Below are 16690 nucleotides of genomic sequence, written 5' to 3'. Positions count from 1 at the left end.
CAACCTGCCAGGCCGTTGTCCTACTTCAAGACCTTCTTGACGACCGCCATCAATTGATCGGGGTTGAAAGGTTTGACGATCCAACCGGTGGCACCTGCCGCTTTCCCTTCCTGCTTCTTGGTATCTTGCGATTCAGTGGTCAGCAACAGAATGGGTGTGAACTTAAAGGCTTCTTTAGCCCGAAGTTCCTTCACGAGCGTGATGCCATCCATTTCAGGCATGTTCAAGTCGGTGATCACCAAGTCGACCTTGGCACCGTCACTGACTTTTAGGGCTTCGCAGCCATTGGCACCTTCGATCGTTTCATAACCCGACGATTGCAGGGTGAAAGTCACCATTTGACGCATCGAGGCGGAATCGTCGACGACGAGAATTGTAGACATAAGATTACCTTTCTTCTATTTAAAAGAGGTCGATGGTAGATTCTACCGAGGGCTCGGCCGCAGCATTTCCGGACATGTTTCGTTCAGCACTCATGGTGGACTTTTCGGCTAGCCGATCCGTCCACAGCTTGATGATTTTGTCCGCCGTCTCTGGATCGCGCGTCAAAGTCAGCGGGCGTAAATCGGCTGACAGTTCATGGATGGTCTCAACAATGTGCTCGATACGTTGGTTGACGCGGTCCTGGAACTGCATGCTCATCACCGATTGACCGATGTCCAGGTTAAGTTGGCGGTTCATAGCAGCGGAGCTAGATAGTGATTCGTTCATCTTCTCGTACGAGATCGACATCATGTCGAGCGTGGTACGAATCGTTGATTCGCTGGAGGCGATTGTCTTTTGATCTTCTTCCGACTTGGCACGGGCTCGCGAGGCACCATCTTTGGTAATGCTTCTCAGTCCCATGACCAGGCTACAAATAGCTTGACCGCACTGAGCGGAGGCCTGCGCCAGGACTGCAAAGCTGTCGAGCATCTGCTCGGCTTCGACGCGATTGCCCATGGCTCGCTTGACGATGCCAATCGAGTGATTCGTGGCATTACGCGCATCGCCAGAGATCTGGATCATCTTCTCGCCCAGTCGGACAACCAGGCTCAAACGTTCATCGATTTCATCGATCTGCTCGGTAAGGTGCAGCGAGAAATCACGCGATGATTCCAAGCGCGCTAACATGGTGGCCAAAGCCATACGCACGCGATGGACGAAGGCCGGCAAACCACCATCGTCGCTGCTGGTATCCAATGCATCAGCAGCTTTGGCCAAGGCAGTACGAGCTCGAGTGCTCATGCCTTGAAAGCCATTACACACACCAACGACCGAGATTTCGACGTCCTTGGCAATATCGTTCAACTGTTCCGAAACGATATCCAAGACCGTCAATATAGCCGAGATGGACGAGCCATCCAGGAGCGAATTGTTCTTATGAGTTTGCGCCATAATATGAATATCCTTCAAGGGGCCAGAGGTTAGTTACGTGACAAGCTCAATCCACACCGAGGTGTGTGTAAGCGACGTTTCCACACCGTGTCTAAGTTGATTGCGACCAGCGGAGATCCGAGATCAAGCGAGAGTTAGTTCGCGTGCAAAGCCACTCTGCTCGAGCCAGTGACGCACCGTGCCCTCGGTACCAACTTTGACGCTTACTCGACCTGGTGCGCAGCGGTGCGCAGCGAGCAGCAATTGCATACAAGAAGTGTCGAGCCATTCGGTCGAAGCGCAATCGACAACTATCGGACGACCTGACGCTACGGCTTCAACCAGCGTCCGCTGCAACTCAACTGCATTGCGGATATCAACGCGACCGTCCAGTACAATGCTGGCTTGATCGTCCGAAAATTCATAGCGCACATTAGTCATCGTTGTCGGTGCCCCCCAGCACGTTGTATAGATATCCCGATTGTTCTACGGGCCTTCGTCGTAAACGGAAGAAGACCCAACGGTCCGGAGCCGCGCAGCTTCGGTCGGCTGCGGGATAGACCTTTTCTATTTACAGGGATCAACAGAGGCTGCGGGGCAAGTCGCAGGCGTCGAATACGCAACCGTTAAACTACTCCTGAACGGCACCGCTTATTCAACTGACAAAGGTTACGATACACATTCTGGGTTGTCCAATAGAACTTTGCACAAGTGCGAGCAAATTCTAGCGGGTAAGGTGGCTTAAGCCGGTTGGCACCTAAACCGTAGGCGTTAGCCTCGGTTCTAGAACGTTCATGATGGTTGAGGTAGGAACCGGGGCTAACGCCCAACGGCTTAGGGGGCCGTAGGCGTTAGCCTTGGTTGTTGAACGTTCGCGATGGTTGAGGCAGGAACCGGGGCTAACGCCCTCGGCTTAGTGGACCGAAGGCGTTAGCATGGTTGAGGTAGGAACCGGGGCAACGCCCACGGCTTAGAACTCCAGCAGGGCGTTTTCGGAGCGGGACGTAGTAAAGGTCACCGGCGCTGGTCGCACCTCTGCTTCCAGTGTAGTTTTGGAGACGACCGCTTTGACTTCGTCACGCCTGGCACGGCGTGTTTTGTCGCTTGGGCCTTCTAGCTGAAATTGACCGACCAATTCGGCCAACTGCTCAGAGTGTGTCAGCAGCATGCCAGCAGTGCCCGACATCTCTTCGGTCTGGGCTGCGTTGGCTTGGGTCACACGATCCATCTGAGCAACGGCTTTATTGACTTGCTCGACACCGACCAATTGTTCTTTCGACGCAGCTGCGATTTCGGCGACGATGTCGGTGACACGTTTAACGCTAGTGACGATTTCTCCAAGCGTTTGTCCTGAACGATTCACCAGGTCGGTGCCATTTTGAACTTTGGACACCGAATCTTGGATCAGTGTCTTGATCTCTTTGGCAGCGCTGGCTGAGCGTTGGGCCAGGTTGCGAACCTCGGCCGCGACGACTGCAAAACCCCGACCTTGTTCACCAGCGCGAGCCGCTTCGACCGCAGCGTTGAGAGCCAGCAAGTTCGTTTGAAACGCGATTTCATCAATGGTAGTGATAATATCAGCGATGCGCTTGGACGACTGATTGATCTCTTCCATGGCCAAGACTGCGTCGTGTACAACTGCGCCACCGCGTTCGGCCACATCGCGTGAGCCGTTGGCCAGCTGTCGCGCTTGCTGCGCATTGTCGGTGTTTTGCTTGACTGTCGAAGTGATTTCTTCCAAGCTGGAGGCGGTCTCTTCGAGACTTGAAGCTTGGGACTGCGCGCCTGCAGAGATTTCTCGGGCCACGCCGTTCAATTGCTGTGAAGCGGTCGATACAGTTTGAGCCACGTTGCGGACTTCTTGCAGAGCACCTCGCATGGCGGTAACTGCCGAGCGAAGTGCTGTGGCTACCTGGCCAACAGCATCATCGCCCAAGTTGGGTATGGTCACATCGAACTTGCCATCGGCTACCGAGCTGACGGCTTCCAGAACCAGGGCGACCTTGCGTTCCAGTTCGGCTGCGGCCTCGCGTTCACGCTCATTGCGAGCTTGTTCAGCCTCTTCGGCAGTGCGTTTGTTATCGAAGAATCGGCTCAGGCCTTCACCCAGCTTGCCAATTTCGTCATTGCCGCTCACAGTCAGGCTCTTGGAGTAGTCTCGTTGGGCGACGCGCTCAGCTACTGTCAAAATTTCATTGACACGCTGACGCATATGTATGGCGGCTTGTTCGTCTTGTTGCTGACGTTCGGCTATGGCAAATTCCATTTGTTTGGCAGCGGTAATGTCGCTGGCGTATTTGATCACTTTGAACGGTTTGTTATTCTGGTCCAGTATTGGGTTATATGAGGCTTGCAACCAAACGGATGCCCCATCTTTCTTATGTCGTTCGAATTGACCGGCTACGTATTTGCCTGCGTTTAGGTCTGCCCAGAATTGCTTGTATTCGGCGGAGGTGGAGATCGAGTTAGGTACGAACAAGCTGTGGTGTCGACCCTTGATGTCGCCAAGTTGATAACCGGTCGCATCCAGGAAGTTCTGATTAGCGGTTATTATCGTGCCATCCAAGTTGAACTCGATGATTGCTTGTGAGCGATCGATGGCATTGAAACGCCCGGTGAAGTCCTTGTTGCGATTCTCGGCCTTGCGAATCAGGCGGAAGACCGTCCAACCGGCAGTCACCACGATGGCGAGAGCTGTAGCAATAGTTCCGAGCAGCCACCATGAACTGCTGGCGACAGTCGCGCCGACTTGACGTTCTACATTCGCGTTATGTGCCGTTACTTGCTTGACCACTTCATCAATCGCTTGGCGATGTTCTTCAAAGGTGGGCTTTAATGTCTGATCGTACAATTTTTCAGCCGCCGCTTGCTCGCCCGCATTCAAAGCGGCCAAGAACTCATTGCGGACGACCTTAAAGAACTTTTCGGCGGGCTTGCGTGAGGCTCCCTCAAGCGTTTCAAACACGGCGAGCATGCTAGGATCGCCGCTGTGTCTGGCCATCTGTTCATTCCAGAACGCGAGTCGATCTTGGTATTCTGCCTCAAGGCGATTTACCGTCGTTTGATGAATTTCCAGCTGCGCTGCGTCATTGGTCCGCAGCATCTGACCTACTACTTGAAAAGCTTCGATAATATAGGCGGGTGGTGGAAGAATATCGGCCACCAAGTCTTTGCCTTCGATGATTTGGTCGTGCAGCTTGCCGCCAACTTTGACGTTGCTTACCGTCTGGACAGCCAGGCCGCCGACGATCAGCAAACTAACAAGTGAAGCTAAAAGCGTATATACAAACAGAGTACTGGCGTTCTGACGATTGAGAAATTGCATGGACGTCCACCTCGCGTAGTTGACCGGATATAATGTTCAGAATCAAGAATCAGCTCACAAGTCCTACGCGACTGCGGCGGGTGTGTCGCCCTGAACCAACTTGGCGATATTGAGAATCGTGATCAGCCTGTCATTGGATTTGGCAATGCCGTTAACGACAGATTGTCCAGCCTCGCTGGTCAGGCTCGGGGGGACTTCGATGTCCACTTGATTGACGTCCATAACGTCTGAGACTGCATCCACCACCAGGCCCACCACCCGCGAATCGATGTTGACCACGATGATCACCGTGAATTTGTCGTACTCGGCGCAAGGCATGCCCAAAGTACTGCGCAGATCAACGATCGGAATGACCGTGCCGCGCAGATTCATGACACCTTTTACATTGGGAGGCGAGTTCGGAATGGGTGTTACTCGACTGTAGTTTTTAATCTCCTGCACGCGCAAGATCTCAATACCAAACTCTTGGTCGCACAGCGAAAAAGTAAGGAACTGGTGAGAACTGGACGAGCTGACATCGGCATCGATGACGGACATTTCGGACATGAATTACTCCAAATAATGGGATGTTCAAATACTCACACGCGTGCGGGTTCACGTGCGATGCGTGGGAAATGCTGCGCTAGGCACCTGGCTGGTGAAAAAGGTGACAAGCACGGACCGGTAGCCCATGCCAGAGCGAGTTGTTTGCCAGGGAGGAAGACATCTGCAAGGGGTGCAGAACAATCGGCGGATTTCTTCGTGGGATGCTATCTAGCTTCGCCACCGTCCATGCATAAAGTACTCTCCGCCTTGGAAACAGTAGGACACTAGAAGAACTCTGTCCACTGGCAATCATGGGAACAGTGTCAGTTTGTGCCATTCAGGGGTGCTGAGCGGCCTGCGCAAACTGCTGGGTTCGGGGGAGGCACTTGGCGCTGGTGTGGTACACAGCTTGCAAGCTCTACCCATTGTGTATCAGCCAGGCTTAGCCGATTTCTCCAACTGGGGGGGGCGGCTGGCCGGCAATTGAATAATCACTAGGGAGATGTTGAGCAATGTTCAAGAAAGCAGCCAAGTTGATGGCTATTGGATTGTTAGCCGGAATAACGTTGATGGCGACAAGTGTTGATGCGTCGGCGCAAAATCGTGGTAGATTTCGCGGCGGTTACGTTGGCTATCGCGGCTACGGTTACCGGGCGCCCGTGGTGCGCTACTATAACACCTATCCGCGCAATTACGGCAATTACTATGGCGGGACCCGGTACTACGGCAGATCGTATTACAATTCGCCTTACTACGGATCCATCTACAATCGTCCATCTTACGGCGGTTACTACGGTAACAACTACTACGGTAGCGGTTTTTATGGCAATGGCTACTACGGAGGTTATAACCGAGGCGCCAACGTGGGCGCGAACATAGGTGGTGCAATCGGCGGCTTCCGCGGTGCCAACATCGGCGGAGCAATAGGGGCCGCGGTGGGGAACTAGGGTTGGACGTGTTGCGTTGCCACGCGACGAGCGTAGAAGGCGGTGATGCTGGTCAGTAAGAGTCTCCTTTCGCTCCGCGAAAGGCTAAATCCTTTTGCGGAGCAAAAGGAGACGTTAGGCCGCCTTCACTCCGTAGGTGGTCGCCTGGAGCCGGCCGTCGCGGACTTCGTACGTTTCGTCGGCGAGCACCGCAAGGGCTTCGCGGTGCGTGATGATGATGATGGTGCACTGGCCTTTCATCTGGGCGAGTGACTCGCGGACCAGAAGCTCGCTGGCCATGTCAATCTGACTGGTCGATTCATCCAGGATGAGGATCTCAGGTTTGCGCAAAATTGCTCGGGCCAGTGCAATGCGTTGACGTTGTCCGCCGCTAAGTCGACCGCCGCCCTGACCGACGACCGTTTCGTAGCCATTCCCCAGTGCGCTGACGATGAACTCGTGGGCGTGCGCTAGCTTGGCGGCTTCGATGGCATCTTCTCGAGTCGTGTCAGGACTTCCGTACTGAATGTTTTCCAGGACGGTGCGATTAAACAGTTCCGTATGTTGACTGACCAGCGCGATCCGCTGCCGAACGTCGCGCAATGTCAGGTCACGATAGTCGACTCCATCCAAGCTAACGCTACCGCTAATGGGATCATAAAAACGACATAACAATTGAATCAGAGTAGATTTACCGCTGCCGTTGGCCCCTACGATGGCCAGCGTCTTGCCAAACGGAATGGTCAAGTCGACGTCTTTCAGCACCGGGCATTCGGGCGTGTAGGCAAACGAAATATTGCTAAGCGATATAGTTCGATGCGGATGAGCGACAGTCCTGGGTTGCTTGGTCTCGACCAGCGTCGGTGGATGGTCGAGCATTTGGTAGAGGTTGTCGGCAGCAATCGCGCCGCCGTAGATGCTTGAGAATACGCCTGACATCTTGCGGAGCGGGTCGCTGGCACCGATCAACAGTGCAAAGAAAGCCATCAGTTGGGCGACGTCCATCGGCTCGTTGCAAATGCGCAGAAAGAAAATGTGCGTTTGCTTGTTGACGATCAGATAGGCGCCCGCACACACGGTGATGGCAATCATGCCGACGCCGATCAATTCGGTAAAGGGTTTGCTCATCCCGGTGTAGAAAATCATCCGCAGGCTGCATGTCTGCATATCTTCGGTGCAATTGGCAAAGCGTTTGCGCTCCGAATCTTCCATCGTGTAGGCTTGCACGGTGAAGATGTTGCTGAGGGCTTCCAGGATAACTTCGTGAAAACCTGTGGTGCGGCCCAACATTGAGCGGGCGATGTTCTTAACGCGGCCATTGAACCAGTAGACCACTAGAATCATCAGCGGTGCCAAGATCACGCTCAGCAGTAGCAGGCGCCAGCAAACGATGGCTGCTCCAATCAAACACGCCACCACGCGCAGTGGTTCGCGAATAGCGGCTCCAAAAAAGCTGATCAACCCGTTGCTGAGCATGTCAGCAGTATGCGTAATCGAAGCCAGTAGCGAGCTGGTGCCGTAAGCCTGATAGGTCCGCCGATCGTACGCCAAGGCTTGATCAAACAATCGCCGTCGCAGCGAACGCACTATGGTCGTCGATACACGACCAATGAGCATGTCGTTAGCCAAAATCAACAGATGCTTGACCAGCGTGCTAAAGACCAGAATGGCCATGATCCAACAGATTGTCTGAAACGGATCTTTGGGCAGTACGTTTTCAGCCACTTGCAATTGCCAGTGTTGCCAGCCCAGCGTCTTCTGCGATCGGGTTAGCTGTTTGTTCAGTTGCTCCAGTTCGTGCTCAATAGGAGCCTTATCGGCTGGGGTGGCAGCGGCTGCCAACTGGCTCTTGAGCTCGACCTCACGCTCAACCTGTTTGCCCAGCTCTTCCTGGGTACCCTTGATAGACTCAGCGACTTTGCTTTGAACGGACTTGCCTTCCAGCGTCATCTGAATGACGGGATACATGGCCCCGATGTTAGCACTCCACAATGCTGCCACGCAAATGGAGCATAGGGTCGCCAGGACAAGCATGGGCCAGTGATGCAGCGAATCCAATATCGCGCGTCGAAAATTCTTCATCGTATCTCGATCAGTCCCTCTAGAGGTCGCACCAAGGGCGGCATCCGTGCAGCTCTCCTAGGCGTCCGGGGCGTATTGTGACAACACTGCCACTGTGAGTCCATATCGAAAATTCCCACGTAGCCGAGTCTCTCCGAGACTCGCCCTTAACCAATCAGCGTCTCGGAGAGACGCTGCTACGTGTAACACTAGATCACTCGCAGAGCGGCTCTCCAGGGCCGCTCACAACCGAAAGACGAGCGGTCGGAAATCGGTACGCAGAGGCGCACGATCTTCTCCGCGGGCTCTGCGAACTCTGCGTTTTAAAAACGAACCTGCCACAGGCTTCAGTCCGCGCCATTTAAGAGGGCATGAGACCTTCGGTCATCAGTTCCGACTCGAGCTGCTCATGGGCTCGGAACTGGGCGTCGAAATCAGCCGTGGCTGCAAGAAGTTCGTTGAATTCGCGATCGGCCACGCCGCGATACTGTGCTTCTTCCGCCGTCTCGCACAGCTCATGGATGCGCAGGTAAAGCTCGCGGTGTTGCTGCTTGGCCATTTGAGCTCGCTGAGCTATGCGCGGCGCAATCCCTCGGCAGCCTTCGATGAAACCGTAGGCTTCCTCCAGTGAAAAAGCAAAAGCCAACTGGTCGCGCAATTGGCTGAGCAGACTTACCAAGCGCTTGGCGTTGCACGCCGAGCTGGCAGCGCCCTCGACCAAGTGACGAAGTTCGTGAACCACATCCCATAGCTCGATGTTCGATTCCTTCACCTCCTGAAGGAAGGCCGCATTGATCATCGTTGAAAGCGAATGATGATGGATAGCGACTGCCATGATGGTATCCTTAAACTTGATATACGTACCCGAAAACGACAGGAGACCGGGGCGCGATTGTTGCCGACCAAGGAAGCGAAACTGATGAGTCTTCTAGATGTAGGGCCGGTTCGACGCCTCGTGCGTCACTCGCATATTTTTACTGACAAGAAGCTCCATTGTAATGCAGCCAATCGTCGCGGGAAACTGCGAATATGTAACTAAAATCTTAGAGGCGCACTGGTAGCCTTTAAGGGACGTCTATGGCTATTTACGTGCCATAAATCGTGATTTTCCGGTCGGGATCCAGAATTAAAGTTTGAAAATTGTAAAGTTAGACGGTTGAAAACTTGAAGGGCTTCCAAAGGCAGGGGCGATTCAAGTTCTGCGCCAGTGGCTCGGTAGGTCGGGTTGTTGCCAGACACTCATTCCGCCATCGACCAGCAAGGTCTGTCCGTGCACATGTTCTGCTTCGTCGCTGAGCAGAAAGACTGCTGGCGGACCACAACACTCTGCCGACGGGACTTGACCGTTGGGCGTATGCAGTTGCATCCAGGCCAGCGCATCGGGATTCTGGTCGAGTACAGGTGAGGTCAGCGGTGTGACCACTAAACCTGGAGCCAGGGAATTGACGCGAATGCGGTGTGGAGCCAGGGCCACACACAGACTGCGCACCATCATCCACACCGCGCCTTTGCTGGTGTCGTAGGCGGAATGATCCATCTCGGCCAGTTGACCATTGATCGAACCGGTGAAGAGCACGCGTCCTGGTTGGTTCTGCTCGATCCAACGTCGGGCAAAGGCTTGTGTCAGAAAGTAACCGGCCGCGACGTTCAACCGCCAAGTCTTTTCAAACGTAGCCACATCCATCTCTAGAAATGGTTTGTCCATGAACGTGCCCGCATTATTGACCAGCAAAGTCAACTGCGGCGCAAGGCGCGTACATTCGCCAAACAGGTAGTCGACCACGGTGGCGGTGTCGTGCATCAAATCGCCATACACTACCTGCACTTGAGCGCCTGCACGCCGGCACGCATCAATGGTCTCTAGGGCTCGCTGATCTTCGCGAAGTCCATGCAGAATTAAATCGCCACCGGCACGAGCTATTGCTAGCGCAATCGCGGCTCCCACTCCTTGGGTGCCACCGGTTACGAGTGCAGTTCGTCCATCAAGTCGCATTGGTCATTGGCCCCGCAGGCGAAGTGTGTACAAAACCGCCATTCTACATCTCTGAGAGCATAAACGCTAAGCACGTGGACTATTGAAACAGTGGTCCGCGACTCCTGAGCCGTTCGAGCATCGCCGCTAATTCTACTACAGAATCGACGCCCATCGTTTGCAGAATGCTTGAACGGCGACGATCGAGCGTGCGTGGACTGACAGCTAATTTGTAAGCAATGGCTTTGTTGCTGAGGCCCGCCACCATGCACTCGAGCACTTCGCGTTCGTCATCGCTGAGGGCACTCAGGCGCTGGCGCATTTCGGCTAGCTCGGCGTGTTGCTGGCGAACTGCCTCGCAGCGGCGAACGGCTTTCTGAACCGCGGCCACCAAATCGGTCGCAGCGTACGGTTTCTGCAGCAATGTGACGGCACCTTGCTCCATCAACTGTACGGCAGTTGGTACATCGGCGTGACCAGTCAAAAAAAGGATCGAGATCGTATCATCAATCTCCAAGAGACGCTTTTGTAACTGAGCGCCATTGATCTGCGGCATGCGCACATCCGAGACCACGCAGGCCGCGATTCCCGGTTGCATGGCGGTCAGGCACTCCTGGGGGGACAAGAAGACGCGACATTGGAACTCACCCATCCCAGTAAGAACTTTGGCAGCCAATGTAGCTACAGACTCTTCGTCATCAACAACCCAAACTATTGGTCGATCATGCATTCTGGATCACTTCGAGCTTGGAGCGAGGGCGACTTTTGTATATCTTAGGCCGTAGATGTTCGAGACAACAGTATGGTTGCAGGCGATAGCGACTCGAGGCCCCTCAGCTGCCCAGCCACTGTATTCGCGATTTTGATTCCACGTTTCGAGCATCTTCCTTTTCGCTAGTGGGGCCGATCATGCTTGAAACCATTTTGATTGCAATGCCGCTGAGCTACGTCGTATGGACGTTGGCGCAGACCACGCTCAGTACCGCGAATTTTGTCATCATCTCGTTGATGATCGCCCTGCTGGCAATGACTGGTATCGCCAGTTTCCTGGCACTTCGCTTTAGTCAGCTGCAACAACAATCCTTGGCTGGAACGCTTGGTTATTCCAGTCGAGGTGATTCCGAGAACCATCGCTTGATGGAACTGTTGCATACCATCTTTTCAACCACAACCGATGCCGTGTTCGTCAAAGATCGCAGCGGTATCTACATCATGGCCAACGAAGCAACCGGCCAATTTGTCGGAAAGCCGCTAGTGGACATCATCGGACACACCGATCGCGATCTGTTTGCCGCCGAACATGCCGAGTTTCTTCTGCGCCGCGACGGTCAGATTATGGATTGCGGCGCGATTGATACAGCCGAAGAGGAGCTCTGCGCTGCCGGTACGACTCGCACGTATCTAGCGATGAAAGCTCCTTATCGCAACAGACAAGGAACCGTTATCGGCCTGGTTGGTATCTCCCGCGACATTACTGAACGTAAGCAGGCGGAACAGGCTTTGAAGGCCAGCGAACAGAGCTTGCGTGTAAGTCAGCAGAGGCTGGCCTATGCCCAGGAAATTGCGGGCCTGGCAAACTGGTACTGGGAGCCTGAGGCTAACTATGTTTATTGGTCGCCAGCTTGTTTCGAGCGATTGGGGCTATCGCCCGACACTTTTCAACCGTCAACCCACTCGATCGTTTCTTTGGTTCATCCGGCAGATCGGCAAAGTATAGAAGATTGTTTGCATTCGGTCGTGATGGGTACGATCGACGAGTTTGCTCGCGACGTTCGCATGGTTAAGCAGGATGGATCGATCATCTGGATTCATGCTGTCGCCCGGGCTACGCGGGATGCCTCTGGCAAACTCATGCGGCTCGATGGCATCGACCAAGACATCACGCATCGCAAACAGATGGAACAAGAGTTGCGCCAAGCTCAAAAGATGGAAGCCGTCGCGCGATTGGCTGGCGGAATTGCACACGACTTCAACAACCTGCTGACAGTCATTAAAGGTTACTGTGAGCTGCTGCTGAGCGACTCGCACCAGCGCGGCTTGCCGGGTGTTAACTTGCGAGAATCGTTACAGGAGATTCGCAACGCCGGGGATCGGGCGGCTCAACTGACTGGCCAGCTGCTGGCATTCAGTCGCTGCGCAGTCATGCAGCCCCGCTTGGTCGACATCAGCCAAGTAGTGCGAGCATCCCAACCACTGATTGAACGCTTGATCGATCCCCAAATCAGCTTGCATTTCAATTTGGTCGAACACTTGCCCGCAGTGATTGCCGATGCCGGCCAGTTGGAACAAGTCATCATCAACTTGGTTATCAACGCTCGCGATGCCATGCCCCGCGGCGGTCTACTAGAAATCAACACGACAGAGCGCACCTTCGAACGGGAAACGGATTTTTATGGTCGACTCATCCGCAGCGGCAGGTACGTGGACTTAAGCATTAGCGATACCGGGACCGGTATCGCCCAGGGCGATCGTGGCAAGATCTTCGAACCGTTCTTTTCAACCAAGGCCGACCGACAAGCGACCGGTCTGGGATTGTCCGTGGTACACGGCGTGGTGACCGAGTATGGCGGCTACGTAGTCTTCGAATGCAACCAATTAGGCGGCACGACATTCCACGCTTTACTGCCAACCCTCAATGCAAGTCGGCCAGCTCTGAAGACCGAGCATTTGTCTTTGGTGTAGTCCAACCGCTTCCTTTGGCGAACCTTCGCCAAGGGTTTCAGGTTGGCAATCAACGATAGATAGAAGCAGATTAACCTTCTAATGCCAAACTAGTCTTTGGTCACAATACAGGGGCGGCGGCATACGCTAGGGGCAAAACGCTTTCAAATCATTTCGGGCTCGAATACCGATAATGAAATGCAAGCGTCGTTAGTTTTGGCAGTTCGCACGAGGGGATCGCGGGCTGCTGAGACGATGCGTGTGTCGCCGCATTTTTTCCATATTATCCATGCTACCTTGTGGCATGATATCAATACGGCGTCCCCGCCTCACTTTGGGTGCACCCGACGGCTCAAATCTATTACAATTGGCAGGATTTCGCCACCAATCCTACGCTATGGTTGACCGATCATTGAACAAGTAAGAGTGTCGAGCTGGTGGGGTACAAGCTGTCCAGCTCAGCACCCTGGAGACCGTCACGAGCTGACGCTCTACGTGTTCCCGCAACCTTTGGGCGTTCTTCAGATTAGCGGTTACTATGCCAGTGGCCAATAAAGACGTTGCCATCCGCGATTTGCAGATTGGACAACCGTTAAATTGCGACATCTTAGATACTTCGGGTATCGTCCTCTTACGTAAAGGACTGGTACTCAGTCAAACCTTAGTGGATGGCTGGACCAAGCGTGGCTTTGCTCGAGTACTTTTGCGGTGTGAAGAGAGTTCATCTATTAACGATCATCCGGACGATAGTTCACCCGAAGCGCTGGCCGCGAGATTAATCCGGCCTTACGATCCTCAATTGATGAAGGAACTGAGTCAGAACTTTACGCGCGCCAAGCAAGTAATCGACGAGATCATCTTCCAGTTGGCTGTGAAAGAAATTCCAGAGATGAGCACTCTGGAAGCCGTCTTTACAAAATACCTTGACGCTACCACGGTTGACCAAGGAGCCGTACTGAGCAACGCGGCTGCCCAAAAAATCCCTCCAGGTAAACGTAGCAACAGCTCGCTAGCCACTCGCAATGTACAGATGTCCATGTTAGGAACCGTCACAGCTTATGTGATGGGACTTTCACGCGATGAATGCCAGGATATCGCTCTGGCCGGCATGCTCCATGATATGGCGCTTTTCGAAGAACCGCTGGCCATGTTGCAAAACGATTACAACACCCCTGAAGAACGCCGTGAAGTACTCTTCAGGCACGCCCTGCATAGCGCTGAACTATTCAGCCGTTGTAGTGGAGTTTCTGAGCTGGTGCGCGTAGTGATTACGCAAGTCCACGAACAGGTGGATGGTCGGGGCTTTCCCAGGGGTTTACCGGGCCATCACTTGAATGTGCTCAGTCGCATCTTGAACATCGTCGATGCTTATTTGACTCTGATCGAACCGGAGCATTCGCAGAGCGCGTACGTTCCCAGTGACGCCATCGCTTACATGGTCAATCACACTAACAACGGCTCGTTCGATCGCGATTGTATGAAAGCCTTTCTGTCGGCTCTGTCGATTTACTCGGTTGGTTCGAAAGTTGAATTGGACGACCATCGTTCGGCTACAGTTTTGCGCAGTTCCAACTCGGATCCGTTGCGGCCGATCATTCGCATCGATGACGAATCGGAAACGATCATCGACTTGCGACATAGCGACCTCTACGTCGCGCGTCCCATCACGGAACCGGAATTCCCACATCGCCGCCGTCTGCCCAAAGCTCAAATGCAAGCCGTCTTGTGGAAGCCTATGTACTAAGGAACCGTGAAAAAATAATGACCTGACTCACAGGGCCTGCGGAACGAACCTAGAGTTCGCAAAGACCGCACTGGCGATTCGGTCTTCTCTGCGACTCTCTGCGTTTTAAGATGGAAACCCGCTAATCGTTCACGTCCAGGCTGTTCAAGCGAGAGGCGGCAACGAGAAATTTGCCGAGGATGGTCACTGACGCAAGAAGGGATCGGCGACTTGGTCATCGGTGACTTGGTCATCGGTGACGTGGTCATCGGTTGACGTGGTCATCGGTTGACTTGGTCATCGGTGACGTGGCGACTTGGCTTAGCGTCCCAAGGTTGCGCGCCAAGCGTTTTGGATGACACTGCGGATCTTGGGCGCGGTTCCCAATCGATCTCCCATGCCAGGCAGGGCAACGCACGCAAACAAAAACGCAATCAACATGGCCAGCGGCAAGACCGGGTCGGCCGTCGGGTTGGGTACGGGCAAGACCGAGCCGAACGTTGGACGTGGTCCACGAATTCGAGTCAGGTCGCGAATGCGTGCCATGCTGACACTGAATTGGCCATTGGCCAACTGAAACACCGCCATGCATTGGACTTCCCAGATCTCGTCGTTGAAATCCAGTGTCGCTCGCGAGCCTTCTTTCAGCTTGCGAAAGGCTTGAGGTTTTACTTCGAGCGTGAAAGCATCACGCGAGGTATCGATTACACGCACAGGGAACGTGTGCCAGCCCGCCTTTAGCCGGCCATCGGAGCATTCGGGGACAACTGTACAGCGATACGCGCTTCGAGAATGGTCACCAGTGTTCATAGTTACGTAATCCTATTCTTGACTAGAGCGAATCTAGTGTGGGGCATGGCAACTGTAGGCCGCTGAGGCTTGACCTGCCACCAAATGTGGTGGCTCATGAGCGAAAAGTCGCAGATTGATATCTCAGTCGGCAGGCTGTAGCGATTGAACAAGCAAGTGGGGTAAAGTTACCCTCTATGCAATGGCCGGTTTAGAGAACCTTGACTATGGCCGCTATGGCCGTCGGGCAGAGTTGCTGAACTTCGGGGTGGTGTTGATTTGCAAAGGAGTCATTGGGTTGGGTGGTGAGAGAACTGTCACCAGTCTGACCTCCAGGGCCTCGATTTGCTCCGCCACCTTCAGGGCTGCCTCGTCGCTCATCACGCACATGGCTGTGTCAGCCGCATCAGCTTGAGTTGATGTACGGGCGATGACGGTAACCAGCCGCGGGCCGGGCACGCCGATTCCAGTGCGAGGGTCGAGCACATGACTGCGACGCACGCCGTCGACTTCCATGAATTGGTAAAGATCACCGGAGCTCGAGATGGCGCAGTCGGCCAGATACAGTTGAGTCGATTTCTCATTTTCGCTCAGTCGCGCGATTTCAACCGGCCAACCCGATTTGCCTGGAGGCGCGTGGCCCAGTCTCAAATCGCCGCCGGCCCGTACCAGCGAACATGGCAAACCATTGGCGGCCAACTTCTCGTAAGCCCGATCGATGATGTAGCCTTTGCCCATGGCGCCGAAATCCAATCGCAGTCCTTGCAAATCGATGCGCACCAGTCGCTGCTGGCGATCCAAGTGAACATGAGACCAGCCGCACAGCTCTCGAGCCGCTTCAATTTGTTCGGCAGTCGGAATGGTCTTGGCCTTGCGCGCCTTGCGCCACAGAATCGATAGCCGACCAACGCTGGCATCAAATGCACCATCGGACAACTTATGCCACTGGTCGCACACGTCCAAGACTTCAAACAACTCCGGCGAGACCTTTTGCCAACGGCCAATCTTGTCATCCGCGCTCAGGAGCACAGTTTCGCTCTCGGTGCTGTAGTCGCTGAGGATCTCGACCAGGCGTTCGACTTCCTGCTGCGCTGCGGCGAAGCCAGTGTTAATCCGCGACTCATCCTGGCTATAGCACTGCAGTGCCATTTGCGTTCCCATGGCGGGAAAGACTAGTTCATAGGCCTCGGATTTATCCGGCTGGACCTGGGACGCGACAGAGCCCACCAGTGCCAGCAGCGATAAAATGACGGACAACAGCGGTGTACGGATGGGCATGGCAAACTTCAAAGCTGCGAACTTCCAATTTCAAACTTCGTCCCGTGGTAGGATAAGTACTTCCATATATTATG

14 protein-coding genes are annotated in these 16690 nt (G+C 54.1%); 3 read left to right on the top strand and 11 right to left on the bottom strand.

From position 1 onward, the window contains the following. Positions 1 to 20 precede the first annotated feature (20 nt). The 5 genes from SH573x_RS26360 to SH573x_RS26340 form a co-directional block, all read right to left on the bottom strand. Positions 21 to 383, bottom strand: coding sequence for a response regulator (locus SH573x_RS26360; RefSeq protein WP_479351041.1), 363 nt, complete (start codon positions 381 to 383; stop codon positions 21 to 23). Between the two features lie 19 nt (positions 384 to 402). Further along, positions 403 to 1377: a hypothetical protein gene (locus tag SH573x_RS26355; RefSeq protein WP_479351040.1), complete on the bottom strand. Its 975-nt coding sequence runs from the start codon at positions 1375 to 1377 to the stop codon at positions 403 to 405. A gap of 123 nt (positions 1378 to 1500) precedes the next feature. Then, on the bottom strand, positions 1501 to 1797 hold the full coding sequence (locus SH573x_RS26350) for an STAS domain-containing protein (protein ID WP_479351039.1): 297 nt from the start codon (positions 1795 to 1797) through the stop codon (positions 1501 to 1503). Positions 1798 to 2326: 529 nt separating this feature from the next. Then, complete coding sequence (locus tag SH573x_RS26345) at positions 2327 to 4681, bottom strand: methyl-accepting chemotaxis protein (RefSeq protein ID WP_479351038.1); 2355 nt, start codon at positions 4679 to 4681, stop codon at positions 2327 to 2329. Between the two features lie 63 nt (positions 4682 to 4744). Further along, the gene (locus SH573x_RS26340) at positions 4745 to 5227 is read right to left on the bottom strand and encodes a chemotaxis protein CheW (RefSeq protein WP_479351037.1); all 483 of its coding nucleotides are present in this window, start codon (positions 5225 to 5227) and stop codon (positions 4745 to 4747) included. Positions 5228 to 5718: 491 nt separating this feature from the next. Between SH573x_RS26340 and SH573x_RS26335 the strand changes: the two genes are divergently transcribed. Further along, positions 5719 to 6153, top strand: coding sequence for a hypothetical protein (locus SH573x_RS26335; protein ID WP_479351036.1), 435 nt, complete (start codon positions 5719 to 5721; stop codon positions 6151 to 6153). 114 nt (positions 6154 to 6267) lie between these two features. Here SH573x_RS26335 and SH573x_RS26330 read toward each other — a convergent pair whose 3' ends face one another. The 4 genes from SH573x_RS26330 to SH573x_RS26315 all read right to left on the bottom strand — a co-directional run bounded on the left by SH573x_RS26330 (position 6268) and on the right by SH573x_RS26315 (position 10895). Continuing rightward, positions 6268 to 8214 (bottom strand): ABC transporter ATP-binding protein, encoded by a 1947-nt coding sequence (locus SH573x_RS26330; RefSeq protein ID WP_479351035.1) that lies wholly within the window; start codon positions 8212 to 8214, stop codon positions 6268 to 6270. A 340-nt stretch (positions 8215 to 8554) separates the two neighbouring features. Beyond that, the gene (locus SH573x_RS26325) at positions 8555 to 9028 is read right to left on the bottom strand and encodes a hypothetical protein (protein WP_479351034.1); all 474 of its coding nucleotides are present in this window, start codon (positions 9026 to 9028) and stop codon (positions 8555 to 8557) included. A 357-nt stretch (positions 9029 to 9385) separates the two neighbouring features. After that, on the bottom strand, positions 9386 to 10186 hold the full coding sequence (locus SH573x_RS26320; protein WP_479351033.1) for an SDR family NAD(P)-dependent oxidoreductase: 801 nt from the start codon (positions 10184 to 10186) through the stop codon (positions 9386 to 9388). A gap of 79 nt (positions 10187 to 10265) precedes the next feature. Next, entirely contained in the window at positions 10266 to 10895 is a 630-nt protein-coding gene (locus SH573x_RS26315) for a response regulator transcription factor (protein WP_479351032.1), read from the bottom strand. A 179-nt stretch (positions 10896 to 11074) separates the two neighbouring features. Here SH573x_RS26315 and SH573x_RS26310 point away from each other — a divergent pair, with 179 nt between their 5' ends. Together SH573x_RS26310 and SH573x_RS26305 are read left to right on the top strand one after the other, a co-directional pair. After that, positions 11075 to 12847, top strand: a complete 1773-nt coding sequence (locus tag SH573x_RS26310; protein WP_479351031.1) for a PAS domain-containing sensor histidine kinase — start codon at positions 11075 to 11077, stop codon at positions 12845 to 12847. Positions 12848 to 13364: 517 nt separating this feature from the next. Then, positions 13365 to 14570, top strand: a complete 1206-nt coding sequence (locus tag SH573x_RS26305; RefSeq protein WP_479351030.1) for an HD-GYP domain-containing protein — start codon at positions 13365 to 13367, stop codon at positions 14568 to 14570. Between the two features lie 300 nt (positions 14571 to 14870). On the opposite strand, the gene SH573x_RS26300 is transcribed toward SH573x_RS26305, so the two are convergent. Further along, on the bottom strand, positions 14871 to 15359 hold the full coding sequence (locus SH573x_RS26300; RefSeq protein ID WP_479351029.1) for a hypothetical protein: 489 nt from the start codon (positions 15357 to 15359) through the stop codon (positions 14871 to 14873). Positions 15360 to 15572: 213 nt separating this feature from the next. Next, positions 15573 to 16616: an FAD:protein FMN transferase gene (locus SH573x_RS26295; protein ID WP_479351028.1), complete on the bottom strand. Its 1044-nt coding sequence runs from the start codon at positions 16614 to 16616 to the stop codon at positions 15573 to 15575. Positions 16617 to 16690 lie beyond the last annotated feature (74 nt).

Source organism: Rania fehmarnensis (assembly GCF_056494185.1).
This window is presented reverse-complemented; position numbering and strand designations above follow the sequence as displayed.

Excerpts from the sequence above, each read along its gene's own strand:
- SH573x_RS26340 (WP_479351037.1), bottom strand. The coding sequence starts at position 5,227 with ATGTCCGAAATGTCCGTCATCGATGCCGATGTCAGCTCGTCCAGTTCT.
- SH573x_RS26295 (WP_479351028.1), bottom strand. The coding sequence starts at position 16,616 with ATGCCCATCCGTACACCGCTGTTGTCCGTCATTTTATCGCTGCTGGCA.
- SH573x_RS26300 (WP_479351029.1), bottom strand. The coding sequence starts at position 15,359 with ATGAACACTGGTGACCATTCTCGAAGCGCGTATCGCTGTACAGTTGTC.
- SH573x_RS26325 (WP_479351034.1), bottom strand. The coding sequence starts at position 9,028 with ATGGCAGTCGCTATCCATCATCATTCGCTTTCAACGATGATCAATGCG.
- SH573x_RS26350 (WP_479351039.1), bottom strand. The coding sequence starts at position 1,797 with ATGACTAATGTGCGCTATGAATTTTCGGACGATCAAGCCAGCATTGTA.
- SH573x_RS26320 (WP_479351033.1), bottom strand. The coding sequence starts at position 10,186 with ATGCGACTTGATGGACGAACTGCACTCGTAACCGGTGGCACCCAAGGA.
- SH573x_RS26330 (WP_479351035.1), bottom strand. The coding sequence starts at position 8,214 with ATGAAGAATTTTCGACGCGCGATATTGGATTCGCTGCATCACTGGCCC.
- SH573x_RS26315 (WP_479351032.1), bottom strand. The coding sequence starts at position 10,895 with ATGCATGATCGACCAATAGTTTGGGTTGTTGATGACGAAGAGTCTGTA.
- SH573x_RS26345 (WP_479351038.1), bottom strand. The coding sequence starts at position 4,681 with ATGCAATTTCTCAATCGTCAGAACGCCAGTACTCTGTTTGTATATACG.
- SH573x_RS26355 (WP_479351040.1), bottom strand. The coding sequence starts at position 1,377 with ATGGCGCAAACTCATAAGAACAATTCGCTCCTGGATGGCTCGTCCATC.
- SH573x_RS26305 (WP_479351030.1), top strand. The coding sequence starts at position 13,365 with ATGCCAGTGGCCAATAAAGACGTTGCCATCCGCGATTTGCAGATTGGA.
- SH573x_RS26335 (WP_479351036.1), top strand. The coding sequence starts at position 5,719 with ATGTTCAAGAAAGCAGCCAAGTTGATGGCTATTGGATTGTTAGCCGGA.
- SH573x_RS26310 (WP_479351031.1), top strand. The coding sequence starts at position 11,075 with ATGCTTGAAACCATTTTGATTGCAATGCCGCTGAGCTACGTCGTATGG.
- SH573x_RS26360 (WP_479351041.1), bottom strand. The coding sequence starts at position 383 with ATGTCTACAATTCTCGTCGTCGACGATTCCGCCTCGATGCGTCAAATG.